Source organism: Glutamicibacter sp. BSL13 (assembly GCF_052928425.1).
In genome coordinates this window covers 1-21,108 of the sequence record NZ_JAVGCZ010000044.1, presented here as the reverse complement: position 1 = coordinate 21,108, position 21,108 = coordinate 1, and the positions used below count along the sequence as shown (strand labels likewise).

Genomic DNA, 21,108 nt, shown 5'->3' with positions numbered 1-21,108 from the left:
GCTCGGGATGGTGCGTCACCATCCACCCGGCCCCGTAGTCACCGCCGGCCTCCTCGTCAGCGAAGAACGCGATGACCAGGTCGCGGCGCGGGGTGATCCGCTCGCGCACCGTGTGGCGGATCACCGCGATGATCATGGCGTCCATGTTCTTCATGTCCACCGCCCCGCGGCCCCAGATCATCCCGTCGATCAGCTCGGCGGCAAAGGGGTCCACGCTCCAGTCCTCGGCGATGGCCGGCACCACGTCCAGGTGCCCGTGCACCACCAGCGCCGGTAGGTCCGGGTCGCTGCCGGCCAGTCGAGCCACGACGTTGGCCCGGCCGGGAGCCGATTGGTAGATCTTGGCGTCCAGGCCCACCTCGCGCAGCAGTTCGGCGACGTACTGGGCGGCCTGCAGCTCGCCCTGTCCTTTGTTGCCGCCGTAGTTGGTGGTGTCGATGCGGATCAGTTCACGGCAGAACTCAACGGTTTCGGCTTCAAGCCGTTCCAGGGCCGGATCCTTGGGCATGGCCAATCTCCCTTGTGATGTTGGGTTTTGCGCTGCGGTGCGCTGACTTGTTCCCAGCCTAATCCGAAAGCGCGGCTTTCGCCCGCGCGCCGGTGTTAACGTCCTCGGCGCGGCGGGTCACCACAAATGGTGACCCGCCGCGCCGAGAATTCATCCGGGAACCGCGCGGCGAAGCCGGCGGCCCGGGAGGGGCAAGGTGCTGTTACCAGCCCCAGTCCTCGTCTTCGGTGGCTTCGGCCTTGCCGATGACGTAGGAGGAGCCCGACCCGGAGAAGAAGTCGTGGTTCTCATCCGAACCCGGGTTCAGCGAGGCCAGGATCGCCGGGGAGACGTTGGTCAGCTCGGCCGGGAACATGGCCTCGTAGCCCAGGTTCATCAGGGCCTTGTTGCCGTTGTAGTGCAGGAACTTGATGACATCCTCGCTCCAGCCGATGTCGTCGTACAGGTCGTGGGTGTACTTGACCTCGTTTTCGTACAGTTCGTGTAGCAGTTCGAAGGTAAAGTTCTTCAGCTCATCGCGTTCGGCCTGCGGCAGCTGGTTCTGGTCCATGGCGCGCTGGTTCTTCAGCCCAATGTAGTAGCCGTGGATGGCCTCGTCACGGATGATCAGGCGGATCAGGTCGGCACTGTTGGTCAGCTTGGACATGGTGGCCCAGCGCAGCGGGGTGTAGAACCCGGAGTAGAACAGGAAGGACTCCAGCATGGTGGAGGCGATCTTCTTCTTGTAGGGGTTGGTGCCGTCGTAGTACGAGCGGACGATGTTGCCCTTGTTCTGCAGCTCGTGGTTTTCCTCCGACCAGCGGAAGGCCTCATCGATCTCGCGCGAGGAGCACAGGGTGGAGAAGATCGAGGAGTAGCTCTTGGCATGCACGGACTCCATGAACGCGAAGTTCGTGTAAACCGCTTCCTCGTGCGGGGTCAGCGCATCGGGGATCAGCGAGACGGCGCCGATGGTGCCCTGCAGCGTGTCCAGGTAGGTCAGCCCGGTGAGCACGCGCATGGTCATCTGCTTCTCCCCGTCGCTCAGGGTCGCCCAAGACTGGATGTCATTGGACAGCGGCACCTTCTCGGGCAGCCAGAAGTTGGCGGTGACGCGGTTCCAGATTTCCACGTCCTTCTCATCCTCGATGCGGTTCCAGTTGATCGCCTTGATCGGGGTGGTGGCAACGCTCACTTGGCTCTCTCCCTGTGTCACGGTGTGGGTTGCATGCCTTCAGACATGCCTTGGTCTTCGGTCCAGGCGCAACGCCTGGGGGCAGCCGTGCACGGTGCGCCGGGCTGCTGCGGTGGTTGCGGGCGCGTCGCATTGACGGTCGCCAGACTTTGAAGCTTGGGGTGGTCCACCTGCTGTTGCGCTCCGTCGTGGTTCGTTCGGGCGCCCGGTGTTCCTGTCCCCCACCTTACCCAATTGGCCGCCTAACAAAATGCCCGCCCGTGCCCTGCGCGGTCGCTACGCGAAACTCCTGACGCGCCCCGGCGCGGCCTCCGCGGGAACCTGTGTCGGCACACCCGGAACCGATGCCGCAAGGATCACATTTTGCCTTCGCCGTGGCTCCGCCACGAGGGCGGGACGGCGCGCCGGGATTCGGAGTCACGAATACTGGTTGTGCGGCGTCTCACACACTAGATTTGAACCATCGGCTGACCTGCCGCCCTGGCCTGCTCCGCAGGTGTCGGGGCGCCAGCCGGAGCTGACGATGTTCACGACGACTAAGGATTGATGACGTCATGTTCGAAGAGAATCAACCGGCGATCCCCGAGCGGGATCGGGAGACCGGGCTGGACTCCGGTGCGCCCCCGAAGTGGAAGATCGTTGGCCCCGGCCTGGTGGTGGCCGCCACCGGTGTGGGCGCCGCGGACATGGTCGCCACCCTCGTGGCCGGCAGCCGCTACGGCTATGCACTGCTGTGGGCGGTGGTGCTCGGTGTGATCCTGAAGATCATCCTGGTCGAGGGTGCCGGACGATTCACCCTGGCCACCGGCAAGACCATCTTCGAGGGCTGGCGCTCCCTGGGCAAATGGACCACCTGGTACTTCGGGCCCTACATCGTCATCTGGGGTTTTGTGTACGGGGCGACGGCCATGAGCTCCGCGGCGATGCCGTTGGCGGCGCTGTTCCCGGCCGTGGACTTGAAGATCTGGGCGATCTTCATGGGACTGGCCGGCTTTGCCATGGTGTGGTTCGGGCATTACGCGTTCTTTGAGAAGGTCACCGCCGTGCTGGTGGGCCTGATGTTCATCACCGTGGTGGGCCTGGCGATCATTGCGGTGCCGAACGTTCCGCAGATGTTCGTCGGGCTGATCCCGATGATCCCCGAGGGCGGCGTGGTCTACACCCTGGCCCTGGCCGGCGGCGTGGGCGGCACCATCACCCTGGCCGCCTACGGCTACTGGCTGCGCGAAAAGGGCTGGTACACCCCGAAGTGGATGCGCGTGATGCGGATCGACAACTCGATGGCGTACGTGATCACCGGCATCTTCGTGATCGCCATGCTGGTGGTCGGCGCCGAGGTGGTGCGTTCGGCCGGGGTGGCGCTCTCCGCCGGTGACGCCGGGCTGCTGGACCTGACCGACGTGCTGCAAGAACGCTACGGCGATGTGGTGGGCATCGGATTCCTGATCGGCTTCTGGGCCGCGTCCTTCTCCTCGATCATCGGCGTGTGGAACGGCGTTTCGCTGATGTTCGCCGACTTTTGGGGCAACATCCGCGGCAAGGGATCGGGACACGAGGACACCCGCGTGGGCGGCAAGTACTTCAGGTTCTACGTGCTGTGGCTGACCTTCCCGCCGATGCTGCTGTTCCTGTTGGACCGCCCGATCGCGCTGATTCTGGCCTATGGTGTGCTCGGTTCGCTGTTCATGCCGTTCCTGGCCTTGACCCTGCTGGGTCTGCTCAACGGCAAGCGCACCCCGAAACAGTGGCGCAACAAGTGGCACACGAACATTGCGCTGGGCATCACCGCTGCCCTGTTCCTGGCCCTGGGCGTCAACGAACTGGTCAAGGCGCTGGCGCCGGTCTTTGGCGGCTAGCGCTTACGGGGCGATGACTACCCCACTGCCCCGCACCACTGCCGGTGCGGGGCAGTGTGCTTTATTCACATCGGCTCATTACGGTCCGATGGGCACGAGCGCCCGCGCGTGTGATGGGATGCTGGAGGACAGGAATTATCCACCCGCTGCGAAGGAGGCCTGATGAGCGAGAAGCCCACGGGGGAATCTGGGGCGCACAGCACACGCATCGGCGTGCTGGGCGCCGGAAGGGCCGGGACCTCCCTGGCCAGGGCGGCCGCCTCGGCCGGCATCGGCGTGAAAATCGCCGCTTCCCGTCCGCCGCGCATGCTGAAGTACCATCTGGCGCAATACGCCCCGCAGGCCACGGCCGTGCCGGCCGAGCAGATTGCCGACGGGGTGGATCTGGTGGTGCTCATGGTGCCGCAGGAGGAACTGGACGAGGTGGACCCGAATACCCTGGCCGGAACCATCCTGGTGGACGCCACCAACCGCTGGGAAGACGAGCCGCTGCCGGACTGGTTCCAGCGCGCACTGGAGGCCGGGCTCTCCAGCTCCGAGGCGATTGCCGCACACTTCGCGAGCACCCGGGTGGTGAAGGCGTTGAACCACATCAGCCACTGGGACCTGGACACCAGCGGGCGGCGCAAGCAGAGCCAGCGCCGGGGCTTGGCGGTGGCCTCGGACCACCGCCGGGAGGCGGCCGTGGTCGCCAGTCTCATCGACGTCCTGGGTTTTGAGCCGGTGATCCTGGCCAGCCTCGCCCAGGGGCGCGGCATGGAGCCGGACGGTCCAATCTTCAACGAAGTGCTCGGCGCCCAAGAGCTGTTTCGGCTGCTGCCGCACAACTGAGAAGCGTGAATCGTCGCCTGAGCCGGACAACCCGCAGAGGCTAGAGTGTGATTCTTGGCACCCCGAGTAAGGCATTGACATGATTTGCCGTGCTCAGTCCGCCTTTTGGCGCGGAATGGCGCAGGTTTCGCCGGCGCTTGGGCCGAATTGGAAATCGGCTTAAACTGGTGCTAAAGTTTTACTTCGTTGCTTGCGATAACAACGCAGACAACGAGTACCTGCGCGGGTGGCGGAATAGGTAGACGCGCTAGCTTGAGGTGCTAGTCCTCGTTTAGAGGGTGGGGGTTCAAGTCCCCCTTCGCGCACGAATGGAAAATGGCCTCTGACCTGGGGTTTAGATCACCGGGTTGGGGGTCATTTTCGTGCCATGTGCTGAGATATGTGCTAAGCCCCACCGAGATGGGCCGCGAAGCGGTCTGCTGCGGCTTTCTGCATCGTCGGGGTGACATGGCTGTAGATGTTCATCGTGGTTGTGATGGTGGAGTGCCCCAGGCGCTCCTGTACTACCTTGGGATGCTCGCCCAGCTCCAGCAGGAGTGTGGCGTGCGTGTGGCGCAGCCCCTTGATCGTCACGCGGGGCAGCGTCGGGTGTACCTTGGCGAGCCACTTCATGTGTCGATCCCAGCGGCTCGTCATGGCGTCGGGTGAGCGCAGCTTGCCCTCGTCGTCACCGAACACATACGCATCGGCCCCCGCGAGCTTGAACGACACTTCGGCGCGGGCGACCTTGTAGGAGGCGAGCACTTTGAGGGTTGCGGCGTCCACGTCGATCACGCGGGCGTTGCCCGTTTTGGTGGTCTTGGTGGCCGTCCAGTCCTCGGTGTTCACCGCTCGCCGGATGCTGATGCGCCCGGTTCTGGTGTTGATGTCGTTCCATCTGAGTGCGAGAGCTTCCGAACGCCGCATCCCCGTGTAGGCGATCACTCACCTGCCCGAACAACTTCGCAAGACGCTGACCTGGGACCGAGGAAAGGAGCTCTCCGGGCACGCTTAGTTCGCGCTCGACACCGGCACGAAGGTCTTCTTCGCCGACCCGCACTCGCCTTGGCAGCGCCCCACGAATGAGAACACCAACGGACTGCTGCGTCAGTACTTCCCGAAAGGCACCGACCTCTCCCGCTGGTCAGCCGAAGACCTCGAAGCTGTCGCCCTCGCACTGAACAATCGGCCCCGGAAAGTCCTCGACTGGAAGACGCCAGCCGAAGTCTTCGCCGAGCAGATACACTCACTCAAAACCGATGGTGTTGCAACGACCGGTTGAACTCACCCAGTACACCTCGCTCGCGTTCACCGAAGAACTGCTTGATGCTGGGATTACTGGGTCGATTGGTTCGGTGGGTGACGCGCTCGATAACGCGTTGGTGGAGTCCACGATCGGGTTGTTCAAGACCGAGGTCATCATGCACGAACGCGAGAAGTGGGAGTCATGGCGTCAGGTCGAGCAAGCGACCGCCTCGTGGGTGCACTGGTACAACACCGAGCGTCTCCACTCGAGTATCGGTGACATTCCACCAGTCGAGTACGAGGAAAACTACTACGATCGAGTACAGGGGCACAGCGGTCTAGCTGCGGCCTAACAAGACTCTCCGGCAAACCCAGGCCGATTCAGTGCAGACTGGACTGGTGGAGCCGGGTGCGTTCCTCGCGGGGTATGGTGCCGCGCAGGCGGTGCCAGGGCCGCTGTTCACCTTCGCCGCGTTTCTCGGAGCTGTCACCACGAGCGGCCCGAGTGGGCTGCTCGGCGCATCCATTGCGCTGCTCGCGATCTTTCTGCCATCTGCGCTGCTCGTGATGGGGGTGCTGCCCTTCTGGGAGCGGTTGCGTCGTGCGCCGAGAGTGCAGCGTGTGCTGACGGGCGTGGACTCCGGAGTCGTCGGGCTGCTCGCCGCCGCGCTGTACGACCCCGTATTCACCGCGGGTGTCACGAACGCCGCATCACTCGTCGTCGCGGCACTCGCGTTTGTCGCACTCACGTCCTGGAAAACACCGGCATGGGCGGTAGTGCTCGGGGCCGCAGGAGCCGGGGCATTGCTGCTCTGAACGCGCTATGCGGATACTCAGGCGAGGCTGGCCTGCAATGCGAGAAGCGTGCCCGCCTGGGAGGATTGAAGCATGAGCCGTTTTTCTTCTCTGGTCAGGGCATATCCACTCGTGATCGCAACACTGTTGGTGGCTATGATCGGGTTGGTTCTTTTAGCGACTCCGGCCATTGAGTCGTCCAGCTGGATTGTGGGTGCGTATGCGCTCGTGATTGCCGGGTGGGAGGCGGTCGGGATGATCCGGCAGCTCATCCGAGGGCACGCCGGGCTCGACATTCTTGCGGTGACGGCAATCACCGCTGCAGTGCTCGTTGGGGAGCCGTGGGCGGCGCTCGTGGTGGTGCTGATGCTCACCGGCGGGGCGGCCCTCGAAGATTACGCTGAGAACCGTTCGAAGCGGGAACTGACCGCGCTGCTGCGTAAGGCACCCCAGCAGGCCACGCGCATCCTCGCCCCAAGCGCACCCGGCGCGGACGTGCACGGGCATACTGCCGAGGCCACGACCGAGGACATACCGGTCGAAGAAGTCGAGGTGGGTGATCTGTTGTTGGTGCGGCCGGGTGCACTCGTGCCTGTGGACTCGATCCTCGTCTCCGAGCACGCCGTGTTCGATGAGTCGTCATTGACCGGTGAAAGTCTGCCCGTTGAGCGTGACGCGGGAGAGAAAGTGTCGAGCGGTGCGGTGAATGGACAAGCCGCAGTCACCATGCGGGCCGCGGCTCCGGCCGCCGAGAGCGAGTATCAGCAGATTGTTCGGCTCGTTGAACAGGCCGCGGGCAGCAAAGCCAAAGTCGTGAGGCTCGCAGATCGGTACGCGGTGCCGTTCACAGTGCTCGCGCTCGTGATCGCTGGGATCGCGTGGGCGGTCAGTGGAGAGGCTGTCCGGTTTGCCGAGGTGCTGGTGGTGGCGACGCCATGCCCGCTGCTGATCGCCGCGCCGGTCGCGTTTCTCGGTGGCATGAGCCGTGCCGCGAGGTTCGGGCTGATCGTGAAGGGTGGCGGCACTCTCGAACAGCTTTCACGAGCCCGCTCGGCGGCATTCGATAAGACCGGCACCATCACTACCGGCAAACCGGTGCTCGAACGCATCCTGCCCGCCGTCCGCACCGGCAAAGACGAACTGCTGCGTTTCGCAGCCTCAGCGGAGGTGTACTCCTCCCATGTGCTCGCGGGCTCCGTCGTGCAGGCCGCGAAACAGCACGGTCTGTCGCTCATCGAAGCCGAACATGCCGAGGAGATCGCGACGAACGGAGTCGCGGCTGTGCTCCGCACTCCTGACGCATCTGAGGCAGTGACGGTTCGTATTGGCAAGCCCTCCTGGGTGCGCGATTCCGCGCCCGACCTCGTGCTGGCAGACCTTGCTCCAGGGGAACTCGCGATCTACGTTTCGGTCGATGACCGCTACGCCGGAGCCATCGTCATGCGCGACCAAGTACGCGAAGAAGCAAGCCAAGCGCTCCAAGATCTGGGCGAACTTGGCATCGTGCGCACGCTCATGGTGACCGGAGACGTTGCAGCCACCGCCGAACCCATCGCACAGCACCTTGGAATCGGCGAGGTGCACGCCGAGTGCCGCCCTGGCGACAAAGTTCGCATTGTCAGTAGCGTGCAGCCCCGCCCGCTCATCATGGTCGGTGACGGCCTCAACGATGCCCCAGTGCTCGCTGCTGCGGATATTGGCTTCGCGATGGGGGCGCGCGGTGCAACCGCAGCATCGGAGTCAGCGGACATCGTGAACCGCTACGACACACTCTCGGCCCTGCCGCGCGCGGTGAGCATCGGCAAAGACACCGTGCGCATCGCATTGCAAAGCATCTGGCTCGGCATCATCATCAGCGTCGGCCTCATGCTCATCGCCGCCTTCGGGTTCCTCCCCGCACTCCTCGGCGCGTGGCTGCAAGAAGTCGTTGACCTGGTGGCCATCCTCGGCGCACTCCGCGCAGTAGGCCCACGATCTGAGCGAATCACACGATCATCACCAGTCGCATCGACGGAACAATTTCACTTCAGCACGAACCAAGACTGGAAATGAACAATATGGCATCCGACTCAAGCACCACGCCGCATCCCGGCGAAGCCCACCTGCAGAACGTGGGCCAACGTTTGAACTGGCTACGTGCAGGGGTCCTCGGCGCAAACGACGGCATCGTCTCTACCGCGGGCGTCGTCATCGGCGTCGCAGCCGCTACACCAAACAACGTACTGGCAATCGCGACGGCCGGTATCGCGGCCGTTGTTGCCGGGGCGTTCTCAATGGCTGGCGGAGAATACGTTTCGGTGAGCACCCAACGCGACACAGAGAAAGCGCTCATCGCAAAAGAACGGTGGGAGCTCGAAACCATGCCCGAGGAGGAGCTTGAAGAACTCACCGAGCTCTACCGACAGCGGGGCCTCTCAGATGATCTTGCACATCGGATAGCGGTGCAGCTTACCGAGAAGGACGCTCTCGCCGCTCACGCAGAAGTCGAGCTCGGAATCGACCATGAAGAGTTCACAAGCCCGTGGGCAGCCGCCGTGTCATCGTTCATTGCGTTCGCCGTCGGAGCACTGATCCCACTCATCATGATCCTGCTGCCTGTTGGTGGACACCGAGTTTGGATCGCAGCCATCGCAGTTGTGATCGGCCTCTTCCTCACCGGTTGGATCAGCGCTGCGCTCGGTGGAGCGCCGCGCGGTCGCGCAATTCTCCGAAACGTGGTCATGGGCTCCGCGACCATGATCGCCACTTACCTCATTGGGGCACTCTTTGGCGTGGCCATCGGATAGGTCGGTGCTCGTGATCCGGCCCGCTTTCATGTGCTAACTCACGTGCTACCGACTCTGCTAGATCGTGAACCGCGGTGCAGTTATCCACGGGCAGGCTCCGCAGAAACGTCGGAATCATGCGGCAGAACGCCGATTCACGATTTCATGTGCGAGGGGGAACGGAACAGTTCAAGTCCCCCTTCGCGCACGCAGGAGATCCCCGGCTGGCTTCGGCCAGCCGGGGATTTTGCATTCCTAGGGGTGCCGCGGCCTGATTGATAGCATCAAGTAGCCCCCTGCCCCCGACCTCTCCCAGGAACTTTCCCATGCGCATCGCCATGCTTTCCCTGCACACCTCCCCGATGGAGCAGCCCGGCGCCGGGGACGCGGGAGGAATGAACGTCTACATCCGCAATCTGGCCTACGCGGTGTCCGAGCTGGGCCACGAGGTCCACCTGGTGACCCGCAGCGCTGATCCCACGCGCACCGAGCAGGTCAAGGATCTGGTGTGGATGCACGAACTGCAGGTGGCTCCAGGCCGGCGGGTTTCCAAGGACGGGCTGTATGGCCTAATCGATGAGGCCGCCGCAGCCCTGCGGGAGCATTTTCGCGACCTGCCGGTCGACGTGATCCACGCCCACTACTGGCTCTCTGGGATGCTGGGGCTGGAACTGGCCGCCGCCTGGCACATCCCGCTGGTGGTCAGCCTGCACACCTCGGCGGCGGCGAAGGAAGCCGAATCCGGGATCGCCGAACCGGCCGCACGCAAGGAGGGAGAACGGCACCTGCTGGCCGCCGCCCAGCGCGTCATTGCCAACACGCCGGTGGAGGCCGAACAGCTGCGCCGGCACTACCGGGTGCCGCAGGACAAGCTGGACGTGGTGCTGCCCGGGGTGGAGCACGAGGTCTTCCACCCGCCGCATGCCGGGTCCGACGCCGGCCGCGCGCGGAGCAACCTCGCCCGGGGCAGCGACCTGCACGTGGTCTACGCCGGCAGGATGCAGCGGCTGAAGGGCGCCCACCTACTGCTGCAGGCCATCGCCAGGGCCCGGCAGATGGACCCGGGCGTGCGGATCACCGCCGAGCTGTACGGGGCACGCTCCGGTGCGGACGACTATGATCCGCGGGCCATCGCGACCCGGCTTGAGCTGGATGAGGTGGTGCACCTGACCGGACCCCTGCCGCCGGGCGAACTGGCCGCGGCGTTCGCCACCGCGGACCTGGTGGCCGTGCCGTCACTGTCCGAGACGTTCGGGCTGGTGGCCGCCGAGGCCCAGGCCTGCGGCACGCCGGTGATCGCCAACCGGGTCGGGGGCCTGAACTATTCGGTGGCCGACGGCGTCTCGGGCTGGCTCATCCCCGAACCGGAGCCGGAGGCGTGGGCGCAGCAACTGCTCACCCTGGCTCGGGATCCGCAGCTGTTGGCCTCCGCCAGCGCCGCGGCGCTGGCGCACAGTGCCCGGTTCACCTGGCGGCATGCCGCGCAGCAGTCGCTACAGGCCTACCGCCGGGCCGGGCGGGCGGCCACGGCCTAGCGGCGGGAGGAACATGGCGAGCGAACACGAACGGCGGCCGGAGCACCAAAGCGTGTTCCGGCCGCCGTCGACGTTCCCGCGGGGTGAGGCTAATCCAGCACTTCCAGCTCCAGCTCGAAGTGGGGCTTGAGCTTGCGCGGGTTCCAGGCGGTCACCTCGTAGTCCCGGCCCTCCTGCTCATAGGCCAGGTGCACGGTGCCCGGCAGCAGCACCGGGGTCTTGAACTCGATCTCCCATTCGTAGCCCACGCCCACCGGTTCAATCTCCGCCAGCGCGCGCGCCGCCAGGTAGATGCCGTGGGCGATGGCCCGGGGCATGCCCAGCACCTTGGCCGACACCTTGGACAGGTGGATCGGGTTGTAGTCCCCGGCCACCGCGGCCCAGGCCCGGCCTGTGTCCGCCCCCAGCTTCCACACAGCGGTGGCCTGCGGGGGGTGGAAGTCCGAGCGCGCGTCCTTCTCCGGCTTCGGGCCATCGAGCTTCACGCCCTTGGACAGGAAGGTGCTGCGCAGCACCATCCGCTCCTCGCCCTCGGTGGAGATGCGCACCACCAGGTCGCAGGTCGCGCCCTTGGCGTGCTTGGCCAGCTGCTCGGCGTTGACCGCCACGTCGAACGCCTCCGCGTCGGCCAGCGGGCGGCGCACGGTGACCTCGTTGGTCAGGTGGATCATCCCCAGCAGCGGCAGCGGGAAGTCGTCGCGCACCATCAGGGACATCGCCAGCGGGAAGGCCAGCGAATGCACGTAGAGGCTGGGCAGCTGGCCGTTCATGCGCGCGCCCACGGCGCGGCGGAATTCGGCCAGCTTCTGCGCATCGGCCTGCGCCCCGTGCTTGACCAGGGTCAGCTCGGGCAGCACCGGGTTCTTGGCCTTGCGCCCCAGGGTCTTGACCGTACGGGCGTAGACCTGGCCCATGGTGGGCAGCTGGTCAACGATTTCGATACCCATCTCAGGCCCCCACCAGCGACTGGCCGCACACGCGCAGGGTCTGCCCGTTGATCGCGGCGCACGCGTCCCAGGAGAGGAAGCCGATGGTCTCGGCCACGTCCAGCGGCAACCCGCCCTGCATCAGCGAGGGCATCACCATGCGGGCCACGGTGCGGGTGCCCAGCGGGATCTTGGCGGTCATGTCGGTTTCAATGAATCCGGGGGCCACCGCGTTGATGGTACCGCCGTGGGCGGCGAAATCAGCGGCGCTGGCGCGCACCATGCCGATCACCCCGCCCTTGGAGGCGGCGTAGTTCGTCTGCCCGCGGTTGCCGGCGATCCCGGAGGTGGAGGCCAGGGACACCACGCGCAGCCCGGGCAGGTCCGCGGCCAGCAGCTGCTCGTTCATCCGCAGCTGGGAGGTGATATTCACCGCGATGACCGAATCCCAGCGGGAGGCGTCCATGTTGGCCAGCAGCTTGTCCCGGGTGATCCCGGCGTTGTGCACCACCAGGTCCAGCCGGCCATGGCGCTGGCGGGCGTGTTCGATGATCCGCTGGCCGGCGTCCTGGGCGGTGACATCCAGCTGCAGGGCGGTGCCGCCGACCTCGTTGGCGACCTTGCTCAGCGCATCCCCGGCCCCGGGCATATCGACCACCACGACCGCGGCCCCGTCCCGGGCCAGGGTGCGGGCGATCGCCGCGCCGATGCCGCGGGCCGCGCCGGTGACGACCGCGACCTTTCCGGCCAGCGGGGCGTCGAAGTTTTCGGGCAGTTCGCCTTCGTTGCCAGTGACCTCCAGAAACTGGCCGTCCACGTAGGCGCTGCGCCCGGAGAGGAAGAAGTGCAGGGCCGCCAGCGAGCTGGGGCTTGCCAGGGTCGCGTCCCCGGCCAGCAGGATGCCGTTGGCGGTGGCGCCATTGCGCAGTTCGCGGCCCAGCGAGCGGATGGTGCCGTCAATGCCCTGGCGCACGGCGGCCACGGCCGGCTCATCCTCGGCCAGGGCGCGGCGGGAGAAGGAGACCACCCGGGCGCCGGGCACCAGCTGGCGCACCTCGGCGCCGGCCTTGAGCATCAGCGGGGAGAGCTGATCGGGGTGGGTGAGCTCATCGAGCAGCAGGATCAGCCCGCCCAGCTTCGCTCCCCCGGCGTCATGGCGGCGCACATCCAGTCCCCACTGCACTAGGGTGTCGGCCAGCTGCTGGGCGGTGGGCGAATCGCCCAGGATCAGCAGCGGGCCGGGCAGCAGCGGGGTCTGGGTGGACCAGCGGCGCAGCCGGGCCGGTTGCGGTAGGCCCAGCTTCTTGGCCAGGGTGCGGGTAAAACCGGTGTTGACCAGTTCCAGGTACTTGTCTGCCATTAGTTGCGTGCCTCCAAAATCGCTACGACTCCCTGCCCGCCCGCGGCGCACACGGAGATCAGTCCACGTCCCGAGCCCTTCTCATGCAGCATCTTGGCCAGCGTCGCCACGATTCGTCCGCCGGTGGCGGCGAACGGGTGGCCGGCGGCCAGCGAGGACCCGTTGACGTTCAGCTTACTGCGGTCGATGGCGCCCAGCGGGGCATCCAGGCCGAGCTTTTCGCGGCAGAATTCCTCGTCCTCCCACGCCGCCAGCGTGGAGAGCACGGTGCCGGCGAACGCCTCGTGGATTTCGTAGAAGTCAAAGTCCTGCAGGGTCAGGTTGTTGCGCTTCAGGATCCGGGCGACCGCGTAGGCCGGGGCCATCAGCAGGCCCTCCGCGCCGTGCACGAAGTCCACCGCGCCGGCCTCGAAGTCCACGAAGTTCGCCAACATCGGCAGGTTGTTGGCCTTGGCGTATTCCTCGCTGCCCAACAGCACCGTGGAGGCCCCGTCGGTCAGCGGGGTGGAGTTGCCCGCGGTCATGGTCGCCTCATCGCCCAGCGACTTGCCGAAGGCCGGTTTCAGGCTGCCCAGCTTTTCCAGGCTGGAGTCCGGGCGCAGGTTGTTGTCCCGGCTAAGGCCGTTGAAGCTGGTCATCAGGTCATCGAAGAACCCGCGCTCGTAGGCGGCGGCCAGGTTCTGGTGGCTGGCCAGGGCCAGCTCATCCTGCGCCTGGCGGGTGATGCCCCAGGCGTGGGTGGTCTTGGCCTGGTGCTCGCCCATCGACAGCCCAGTGCGCGGCTCCCCGGTGCCCGGGGCGTTCGGGGCCAGGTGGGCCGGGCGCAGCTTGGACAGCGCGGAGAGCTTGGCCTTGGTGGTGCGGGCGCGGGAGAGCTCCAGCAACACCTGGCGCAGCCCCTCGGAGACCGCGATCGGAGCGTCGCTGGTGGTGTCCACGCCGCCGCCGATGGCCGAGTCGAGCTGGCCGAGCTTGACCTTGTTGGCCAGCGAGCCGATGGCCTCCATGCCGGTGGCGCAGGCCATCTGCACGTCGTAGGCCGGGGTGCTGGGATCCAGGGCGGAGCCCAGCACGCATTCGCGGATCAGGTTGAAGTCCTTGGAGTGCTTGAGCACCGCGCCGCCGGCGACCGAGCCGATCCGCTGGCCCTGCAGCCCAAAGCGGGCCACCAGCCCGTCAAGGGCGGCGGTGAACATGTCCTGGTTGGAGGCTTGCGCGTACTTGGTGTTCGAGCGGGCGAAGGGGATGCGGTTGCCGCCAATGATCACGGCCGGGCGGACGGATTCTGAAGCCATTGAGATTCTCCTGGAGATCTGACTGCTGTGACAGGTATTACTATAACCAAGAGTACATGATACTGTAAGTAACGTGAACAACATCTCAGGGAGCACCAGCACCACCCAGGACGGCCGCGCGGCGCGGTGGGAACGCCACCGCACCGAACGCCGCCTGGAACTGCTGAGCATGGCCCGCAAGGCGATCCACCACCTGGGCCCGCAGGCCTCGATGGATGACATCGCCGCGCACGGGAACACCAGCAAGCCGGTGTACTACCGCTACTTCGGTGACAAGGAGGGTCTGCGCCAGGCCTTGAGCGAAGTCATCATCGGCGACTTCCACGCCAAGGTGCTCGCCGCGGGATTGGCGCAGGAGGCCGAACTCGGGGCCCTGCACGCCATGGTCACCGCCTACCTGCAGCTGGCCGAATCCAGCCCGAACCTCTACTTCTTCGTCACCGCCCAGTCCACCGACGTGCTCACCGCCCCGAACGAGCAGGCCCCCGGATCCACCGGGGTGCTCAACGCCTTCTTCGAGGAAATCACCCGGATCATGACCGAACGCGTGGCCGACTACTACGCCAAGCACTCCCCGGACCCCGGACCAAGCGGCAGCCCCGTGGCACTGTGGCCACGCGCGGCGCTGGGCATGGTCCGCTCCGCCGGGGAACTGTGGCTGCGCCAGCCGCGCGACGAACACCGACCCACCCTGGAAGAACTTGCCGATGCCCTGTGCACCTGGCTCACCCATGGAATCGCATCACCCCACACCGGCGCCTAGGCTGCCAGAAAGGTACACCATGAACCCGAACCGCATTGATGTCACCGCCCTTTCCGAGCAGCTGCTGGGAACCTGGGCACAGGTCCGCAAGGACTCGCGGGCCCGCGCCGCACGCCCCGAGCTGCAGCGCGACCCCTCGCTGGGCATGGACGAGCACCGCGAACGCGTGCTCTCCCAGCTGCACGTGCTGACCAATGAACGCGCCGTACAGCGCGCCTTCCCCGCCGAGTTCGGCGGCAACGACGACCACGGCGGTTCGCTGGCCGCCTTCGAGGAACTGGTCGCGGCCGACCCCTCACTGCAGATCAAGGCCGGCGTGCAGTGGGGCCTGTTCGGCGGGGCGGTGCTGCACCTGGGCACCGAGGAGCACCACAAGAAGTGGCTGCCGGGCATCCTGGACTTCAGCGTCCCGGGCGCCTTCGCGATGACCGAGATCGGCCACGGATCGGATGTGGCCAACGTGGCCACCACCGCCACCTATGACCCGCAGACCGAGGAATTCGTCATCCACACCCCGTTCAAGGCCGCCTGGAAGGAATTCCTGGGCAACGCCGCGCTGCACGGCAAGGACGCCACCGTCTTCGCGCAGCTGATCACCAAGGGCGTGAACCACGGGGTGCACTGCTTCTACGTGCCGATCCGCGACGAGCAGGGCAACTTCCTGGAGGGCGTGGGCGGCGAGGACGACGGGTTGAAAGGCGGACTGAACGGCATCGACAACGGCCGCCTGCACTTCACCCACGTGCGCGTCCCGCGCACCAACCTGCTTAACCGCTACGGGGATGTGGCCGCCGACGGCACCTACAGCTCCCCGATCGCCTCCCCGGGCCGACGCTTCTTCACCATGCTCGGCACCCTGGTCCAGGGCCGGGTCTCGCTGGACGGGGCCGCGACCAGCGCGGCGAAGATCGCCCTGCAGATCGCCATCACCTACGCGAACCAGCGCCGCCAGTTCACCAGCACCTCGGACACCGAGGAAACCACCATCCTGGACTACCAGCGCCACCAGCGCCGCCTGCTGCCGCGCCTGGCCCGCACCTACGCCGCATCCTTCGCCCACGATGAGCTGCTGACCAAGTTCGACGAGGTCTTCTCCGGGCGCGCGGACAGCGACGAGGACCGCCAGGACCTGGAAACCCTGGCCGCCGGGCTGAAGTCCCTGAGCACCTGGGATGCGCTGGACACCATCCAGGAGGCCCGCGAGGCCTGCGGCGGCTCGGGCTACATGGCCAAGAACCGCTTCAACCAGCTCTACAGCGACCTGGATGTCTACGTCACCTTCGAGGGCGACAACAACGTGCTGCTGCAGCTGGTGGGCAAGCGCCTGCTGACCGACTACGCCGCCGAGTTCCGCAAGCTGGACACCGGCGCGGTCGCCCGCTACGTCGCCAAGCAGGTCGGCTCCACCGCCTACCACCGCACCGGGCTGCGTTCGGTGGCCCAGGCCTTCGCCGACGTCAGCGATGAACGCAAGAGCGCGAACTTCTTCAAGGACCCGGCCAACCAGCGCGAGCTGCTGGCCGACCGGGTCAACGCCATGGTCGCCGAGGTGGCCGGGAACCTGCGCAGCGCCGGGAAGGACAAGGCCCGCACCGCGGCCAAGTTCAACGAGAACCAGGACCTGCTGATCCAGGCGGCCCGCGCCCACGCCGAGCTGCTGCGCTGGGAGGCCTTCACCCGGGCGCTGGAGAAGACCAAGGACGCGAACACCCGCGAGGTGCTCACCTGGTTGCGCGACGTGTTCGCCCTGACCGTCGTCGAGGATGACCTGGGCTGGTACCTGGCCCACGGCCGCCTGTCGATGCAGCGCGCCCGCACCCTGCCGGAGTACATCAACCGCCTGCTGGCCCGCCTGCGCCCGCACGCCCAGGACCTGGTCGACGCGTTTGGCTACACCCAGGAGCACCTGCGCGCGGAGATCGCCTCCGGCGTGGAGGCCGAACGCCAGGACGAGGCCCGCGACTACTTCCGCAAGCTGCGCGCCAGCAATGACGCGCCGGTCAGCGAGAAGTCACTGAAGAAGGTCAAGGCCTAACTCGACGGGGCGGACCCGTTCCGCCCCACACGCCCAGCCCCGGGCCCCGGCAGCTGTCTGAATGCCGGCGGCCCGGGGCTGGGCTGTACCCCAAAAAGTGTGTCCAGGCCGGCTGCCGCAGGGGTGCCGTTCAGTCCAGGCGCTGGGCCAGGGCGACGATGATGCCTTCCGGGCCGCGCACGTAGGCCATGCGCCACACCCCCTCGTATTCGCCGATCCCGCCGACCAGGCCGTAGCCCGCAGAGCGCAGCTGGTCGACCAGGGCCGGCAGGTCATCGACCACGAACGCCAGGCTGCGCAGCCCGACTTCGGTGGCCATCGCCTCCGGCTGCCCGGGTCCGTGGCCGGGGCGGATAAAGCTGGAGAGCTCGATCTGCTGCTCCGTGCCGGGCACGTTCAGCATCACGATGCGGGTGTGGGCATTGTGCAGTCCGCACACCGTATCCAGGAATTCTCCCTCGAGCCCGTCATGGCGTCCGGCCACTTCCAGGCCGAGTCCGAGGAAGAAATCGGTGGCCGTCTCCAGGTCGGCGACGGTGATTCCCACATGGTCGAGCTTGAGGATGCGTGGCATGGCTGGGCTCCTGACTGTTGGTGGTGCAGGCCCATGCTACGCAGGTTCCCGTGCCTTTGCACTGGCTTCACAGCCACCCGATCCGCGGCCGCGAAAAAGGTGCGGACATAATCACGGCCCGCACATTATCAAGGAAACGTTTCACAGCTAAGCTGGGGTGGTGGACACTCTTGAACGCTATGCACCGAATGAAAACCTGACCCGGGACGAAGCCGCCTGGCGGGCCCAGAACATCATCTGGCACTCCGCCGACGTCGAACTGGATGTCAGCAACGCCACCGATCCCAACCAGGGCAGCTACCGGTCGTTGACCACGCTGCGCTTCACCTCCAAGCACCCGCAGACCTTCATCGACTTCATCCACGACACCGTGGAGGAGATCAACGTCAACGGCACCATGATCGCCGTGGACGAGGCAGTTGTGGACGCGCGGATCTATCTTCAGGACCTGGACATCCAGGCCGTGAACACCGTGGTAATCACCGGACGCGCACTGTACTCGCGCTCCGGTGAGGGCATGCACCGCTTCGTGGATCCGCAGGACGGGCAGACCTACCTGTATACCCAGTTCGAGCCGGCCGACGCCCGCCGCGTCTTCGCCTGCTTTGAGCAGCCTGACTTGAAGACCTCCTACCGCTTCATCGTGCGCGGGCCGGAGGACTGGCACCTGGCCAGCAACCAGCCGGCCGAATCGCAGAACCTACACGAGGACGGCACCAAGACCGTTACCTTCGCCCCCACTCCCCCGATTTCCAGCTACATCACCACCGTGCTGGCCGGGCCATACCACGTGGTGCGTGACGAGCACACCGTGATGCTCTCCTCCGGCGAACCGCTGCGGATCGAACTGGCCGCCAGCTGCCGCGCCTCCCTGGCCGAGGACTTCGACGCCGAAGAGATCCTCAAGGTCACCAAGCAGGGCTTGACCTACTTCCACGAACTATTCGACTACCCCTACCCGTGGGGCAAGTACGACTCGGCGTTCGTGCCCGAATACAACCTGGGAGCCATGGAGAACCCGGGCCTGGTCACCTTCACCGAACGCTACGTCTTCACCTCCCACGCCACCGAGGCCCAGCACGAACAGCGCGCGAACACGATCATGCACGAGATGGCGCACATGTGGTTCGGCGACCTGGTCACCATGAAGTGGTGGGACGATCTGTGGCTGAAGGAATCCTTCGCCGACTACATCGGCACCCTGGCCAATGACCAGGCCACCGACTTCGCCACCGCCTGGACCACCTTCGCCGCCCGTCGCAAGGCCTGGGCGTACGTGGCCGACCAGATGCCCACCACGCACCCGATTGTCGCGGACATCACCGACCTGCAGGCGGCGGACCAGAACTTCGACGGCATCACCTACGCCAAGGGCGCCAGCGTGCTCAAGCAGCTGGCCGCGTTCGTTGGCGATGAGGCGTTCCGTGACGCCGCCCGCGCCTACTTCGTGAAGCACGAGTACGCCAACACCTCCCTGGATGACTTCCTGGCCGCGCTCGAGCAGGCCAGTGGCCGGAACATGGGCGATTGGGCCGACTCCTGGCTGCGCACCAGCGGCGTGCCACACCTCGGGGTCGAGCTGGAGCTGGACGCCCAGAACGTGGTCCGTTCGGCCGCGCTTGTCCAGCGGGGCACCGACCCGGTCTCCGGGGAGCCGATCCTGCGCCCGCACGTGCTCACCGTGGGCAGCTATGAACTGGAAGAGGGCCGTCTGGTGCGCCAGGACAGCCAGCGCGTGGAACTGAACGGTGAACGGGTGGAACTGGGGTTCCTGGTCGGCCGCCCGGCCCCGGCGGTGCTGTTGCCCAATGACGGGGATGAAACCTACGCCATCATCGAATTTGATGAGCGCTCCCAGCAAAACCTGCTCCAGCACCTGGGCGGCCTAAACGCCTCACTGCCGCGCGCCACCTGCTGGGCCTCGCTGTGGGATGCGGTGCGCGGTGCCCGCCTGGCCGCGCAGGACTACGTCGCCGCGCTGCTGCAGCATGCGGCGACCGTCGAGGATGCCGGGGTGTTCGCGGTGCTGATGGACCAGCTGCTCACCTCAGTCAACCGCTACCTGGCCCCGCACCTGCGTGAGGACGCCCGCCAGAAGGCGGCGACCGCACTCACCGGCTGGCTGACCCAGCTGGAGGCGGGCAGCGACAACCAGACCACCACGGCCCGCACCCTGGCCCGGTTGGCCCGCGCCGGGGTGGCTGAGGATGTTGTCGACGCATTCCTGGCCTCCGAGCCGAACCAGTACGGGGTGAAGGTCGATGAGCAGCTGCAGTGGTTGAGCTGGCAGGCGCTGGCTGCGTCCCGGGGCCTGGACGAGTCCGACGAGGTGCGCATGCGCGCCGCACTGGACGCCAACCCGACCTCGGTCGCCCAGAACGCGGTGCGTACCGCGCTGGCGGCCCGCCCGGTTTCCGAAGTCAAGGAGCAGGCCTTCGCCCAAGTGCTCCAAGCCCGTGACCAGGACGGCGAGTTGTCCAACGATGCACTCAGCGCCACGGCCGAGGGCTTTACGATCGGTTCGCGTGAGCTGCTGGCCGGGTTTGAAGAACGCTACTGGCCGCAGATCTCCGAGGTGTTCGATTCCATGAGCATGGAGTTCTCCACCCGGGTGATCCGCGGGCTGTTCCCCCGCTCCCAGGAGTTGAGCGAGGAGCCGGACGACAACCCGGCCCTCAAGGCGGTCACCGAATGGCTGGAGAAGAATACCGAGGCACCACGGGCCCTGCGCCGGATCCTGCTCGAGGAGCGTGCCGAGCTGCAGCGTTCACTGGATGCCCAGAAGCTTTCGCGTCAGACCAAGTAACGCGAACGGCTAGTGCCGGATCCTGTGGCCGTCCCGGGGTGGGGCGGCCGCAGGCCGAAGGCGCACCACGGACCGATGGGATTAGCCAGGTTCCAGCTCATCCCCGGCATGCCAGGGCAAGGTGGCATCCGGCGGTTCCGGGTCGTCGCCCGGTGGGTCGAGGTCGTCGCTCGGTGGGCCGTGTGGTGCCCGGTTCACGGCCCCCGGTGGCGGGTCCCCGGGGATTTGCGAGCTCAGGTCCGGGTCGCTGGGATCATGCCAATACCCCGGGGTGCCCGCCGGGATCTCATGCAACGCCAACACCTCACGCAGCTTCTCATCCACATACACCGCGTCCCGTGAAGGAGCGCTCATCGTGTAGTTGGAGCGACCATTCACGGTGGTCAGGCTGCCCGGATCGGAAAAGTGCACTAACCCGTTCGGGGATTCCCAGCGCACCGACCCATCAGGCAGGAACTGGCTCTGCCACCGCAACGCGTGTTTGAACATCTGATGCCGGGTACACAACAATTTGGTGTTATCCCGGGTGGTCGCCCCGCCCTTGGCCCAGTCCTTGACATGATCGATCTCGCACCGCTCCGCCGGGCGGCGGCAACCAGGGAACTGGCAATGCTCATCACGCAACTGCACCAGCTCCTGCAACGCCGCCGGGGGCCGGTAC

At 66.2% G+C, this 21,108-nt stretch carries 17 protein-coding genes, 1 tRNA gene and 2 pseudogenes; 12 read left to right on the top strand and 8 right to left on the bottom strand.

Features of this window, described 5'->3' with window-relative positions:
* Together RCJ92_RS09510 and nrdF are read right to left on the bottom strand one after the other, a co-directional pair.
* Positions 1-508, bottom strand: a 508-nt coding sequence (locus RCJ92_RS09510) for a M20/M25/M40 family metallo-hydrolase (protein ID WP_446754415.1), incomplete at its 3' end; no start/stop codon positions are given.
* Between the two features lie 202 nt (positions 509-710).
* Complete coding sequence (gene nrdF / locus RCJ92_RS09505; RefSeq protein WP_138173947.1) at positions 711-1,703, bottom strand: class 1b ribonucleoside-diphosphate reductase subunit beta; 993 nt, start codon at positions 1,701-1,703, stop codon at positions 711-713.
* A 533-nt stretch (positions 1,704-2,236) separates the two neighbouring features.
* Between nrdF and RCJ92_RS09500 the strand changes: the two genes are divergently transcribed.
* From RCJ92_RS09500 to RCJ92_RS09490, 3 genes are all read left to right on the top strand, one after another.
* Positions 2,237-3,538: an Nramp family divalent metal transporter gene (locus tag RCJ92_RS09500; protein WP_446754414.1), complete on the top strand. Its 1,302-nt coding sequence runs from the start codon at positions 2,237-2,239 to the stop codon at positions 3,536-3,538.
* A gap of 162 nt (positions 3,539-3,700) precedes the next feature.
* Positions 3,701-4,369: an NADPH-dependent F420 reductase gene (locus tag RCJ92_RS09495; RefSeq protein ID WP_446754413.1), complete on the top strand. Its 669-nt coding sequence runs from the start codon at positions 3,701-3,703 to the stop codon at positions 4,367-4,369.
* A 220-nt stretch (positions 4,370-4,589) separates the two neighbouring features.
* A tRNA-Leu gene (locus RCJ92_RS09490) sits at positions 4,590-4,674 on the top strand.
* Between the two features lie 79 nt (positions 4,675-4,753).
* Here the strand turns inward: RCJ92_RS09490 and RCJ92_RS09485 are convergent.
* On the bottom strand, positions 4,754-5,275 hold the full coding sequence (locus RCJ92_RS09485) for a tyrosine-type recombinase/integrase (RefSeq protein WP_446754417.1): 522 nt from the start codon (positions 5,273-5,275) through the stop codon (positions 4,754-4,756).
* A gap of 13 nt (positions 5,276-5,288) precedes the next feature.
* On the opposite strand from RCJ92_RS09485, the pseudogene RCJ92_RS09480 reads away from it, so the two are divergent.
* The 6 genes and pseudogenes from RCJ92_RS09480 to RCJ92_RS09455 all read left to right on the top strand — a co-directional run.
* Positions 5,289-5,630, top strand: a pseudogene (locus RCJ92_RS09480) (IS30 family transposase); the annotation flags it as partial.
* A gap of 4 nt (positions 5,631-5,634) precedes the next feature.
* Positions 5,635-5,946, top strand: a pseudogene (locus RCJ92_RS09475) (transposase); the annotation flags it as partial.
* Positions 5,936-6,409 carry a chromate transporter gene (locus RCJ92_RS09470; protein WP_446754416.1) on the top strand — a complete coding sequence of 158 codons (474 nt, stop codon included), beginning with the start codon at positions 5,936-5,938 and terminating at the stop codon, positions 6,407-6,409. The pseudogene RCJ92_RS09475 and the gene RCJ92_RS09470, both read left to right, overlap by 11 nt.
* 72 nt (positions 6,410-6,481) lie before the next feature.
* Positions 6,482-8,440: a heavy metal translocating P-type ATPase gene (locus RCJ92_RS09465; RefSeq protein WP_446754412.1), complete on the top strand. Its 1,959-nt coding sequence runs from the start codon at positions 6,482-6,484 to the stop codon at positions 8,438-8,440.
* 5 nt (positions 8,441-8,445) lie between these two features.
* Positions 8,446-9,174, top strand: a complete 729-nt coding sequence (locus RCJ92_RS09460) for a VIT1/CCC1 transporter family protein (RefSeq protein WP_446754411.1) — start codon at positions 8,446-8,448, stop codon at positions 9,172-9,174.
* Positions 9,175-9,479: 305 nt separating this feature from the next.
* Positions 9,480-10,688 (top strand): glycosyltransferase, encoded by a 1,209-nt coding sequence (locus RCJ92_RS09455; RefSeq protein WP_446754410.1) that lies wholly within the window; start codon positions 9,480-9,482, stop codon positions 10,686-10,688.
* Between the two features lie 89 nt (positions 10,689-10,777).
* Here RCJ92_RS09455 and RCJ92_RS09450 read toward each other — a convergent pair whose 3' ends face one another.
* The 3 genes from RCJ92_RS09450 to RCJ92_RS09440 are packed head-to-tail and all read right to left on the bottom strand — an operon-like array spanning position 10,778 to position 14,269.
* Positions 10,778-11,635 (bottom strand): MaoC family dehydratase, encoded by an 858-nt coding sequence (locus tag RCJ92_RS09450; protein WP_446754409.1) that lies wholly within the window; start codon positions 11,633-11,635, stop codon positions 10,778-10,780.
* Between the two features lies 1 nt (position 11,636).
* Positions 11,637-12,974: a 3-oxoacyl-ACP reductase gene (locus tag RCJ92_RS09445; protein WP_446754408.1), complete on the bottom strand. Its 1,338-nt coding sequence runs from the start codon at positions 12,972-12,974 to the stop codon at positions 11,637-11,639.
* A complete protein-coding gene (locus tag RCJ92_RS09440; protein ID WP_446754407.1) occupies positions 12,974-14,269 on the bottom strand; it encodes an acetyl-CoA C-acetyltransferase in 1,296 nt (431 codons plus the stop codon). The genes RCJ92_RS09445 and RCJ92_RS09440 overlap by 1 nt, the downstream gene beginning before the upstream one ends.
* Positions 14,270-14,342: 73 nt before the next feature.
* On the opposite strand from RCJ92_RS09440, the gene RCJ92_RS09435 reads away from it, so the two are divergent.
* Entirely contained in the window at positions 14,343-15,032 is a 690-nt protein-coding gene (locus RCJ92_RS09435) for a TetR/AcrR family transcriptional regulator (protein ID WP_346922549.1), read from the top strand.
* A gap of 19 nt (positions 15,033-15,051) precedes the next feature.
* On the top strand, positions 15,052-17,067 hold the full coding sequence (locus tag RCJ92_RS09430; RefSeq protein WP_446754406.1) for an acyl-CoA dehydrogenase family protein: 2,016 nt from the start codon (positions 15,052-15,054) through the stop codon (positions 17,065-17,067).
* 130 nt (positions 17,068-17,197) lie between these two features.
* On the opposite strand, the gene RCJ92_RS09425 is transcribed toward RCJ92_RS09430, so the two are convergent.
* Positions 17,198-17,641 carry a VOC family protein gene (locus RCJ92_RS09425; protein ID WP_446754405.1) on the bottom strand — a complete coding sequence of 148 codons (444 nt, stop codon included), beginning with the start codon at positions 17,639-17,641 and terminating at the stop codon, positions 17,198-17,200.
* Between the two features lie 160 nt (positions 17,642-17,801).
* Here RCJ92_RS09425 and pepN point away from each other — a divergent pair, with 160 nt between their 5' ends.
* Positions 17,802-20,447, top strand: coding sequence for an aminopeptidase N (gene pepN, locus RCJ92_RS09420; protein WP_446754404.1), 2,646 nt, complete (start codon positions 17,802-17,804; stop codon positions 20,445-20,447).
* An 81-nt stretch (positions 20,448-20,528) separates the two neighbouring features.
* On the opposite strand, the gene RCJ92_RS09415 is transcribed toward pepN, so the two are convergent.
* A partial coding sequence (locus RCJ92_RS09415) for an HNH endonuclease signature motif containing protein (RefSeq protein WP_446754403.1) occupies positions 20,529-21,108 on the bottom strand: 580 nt, incomplete at its 5' end.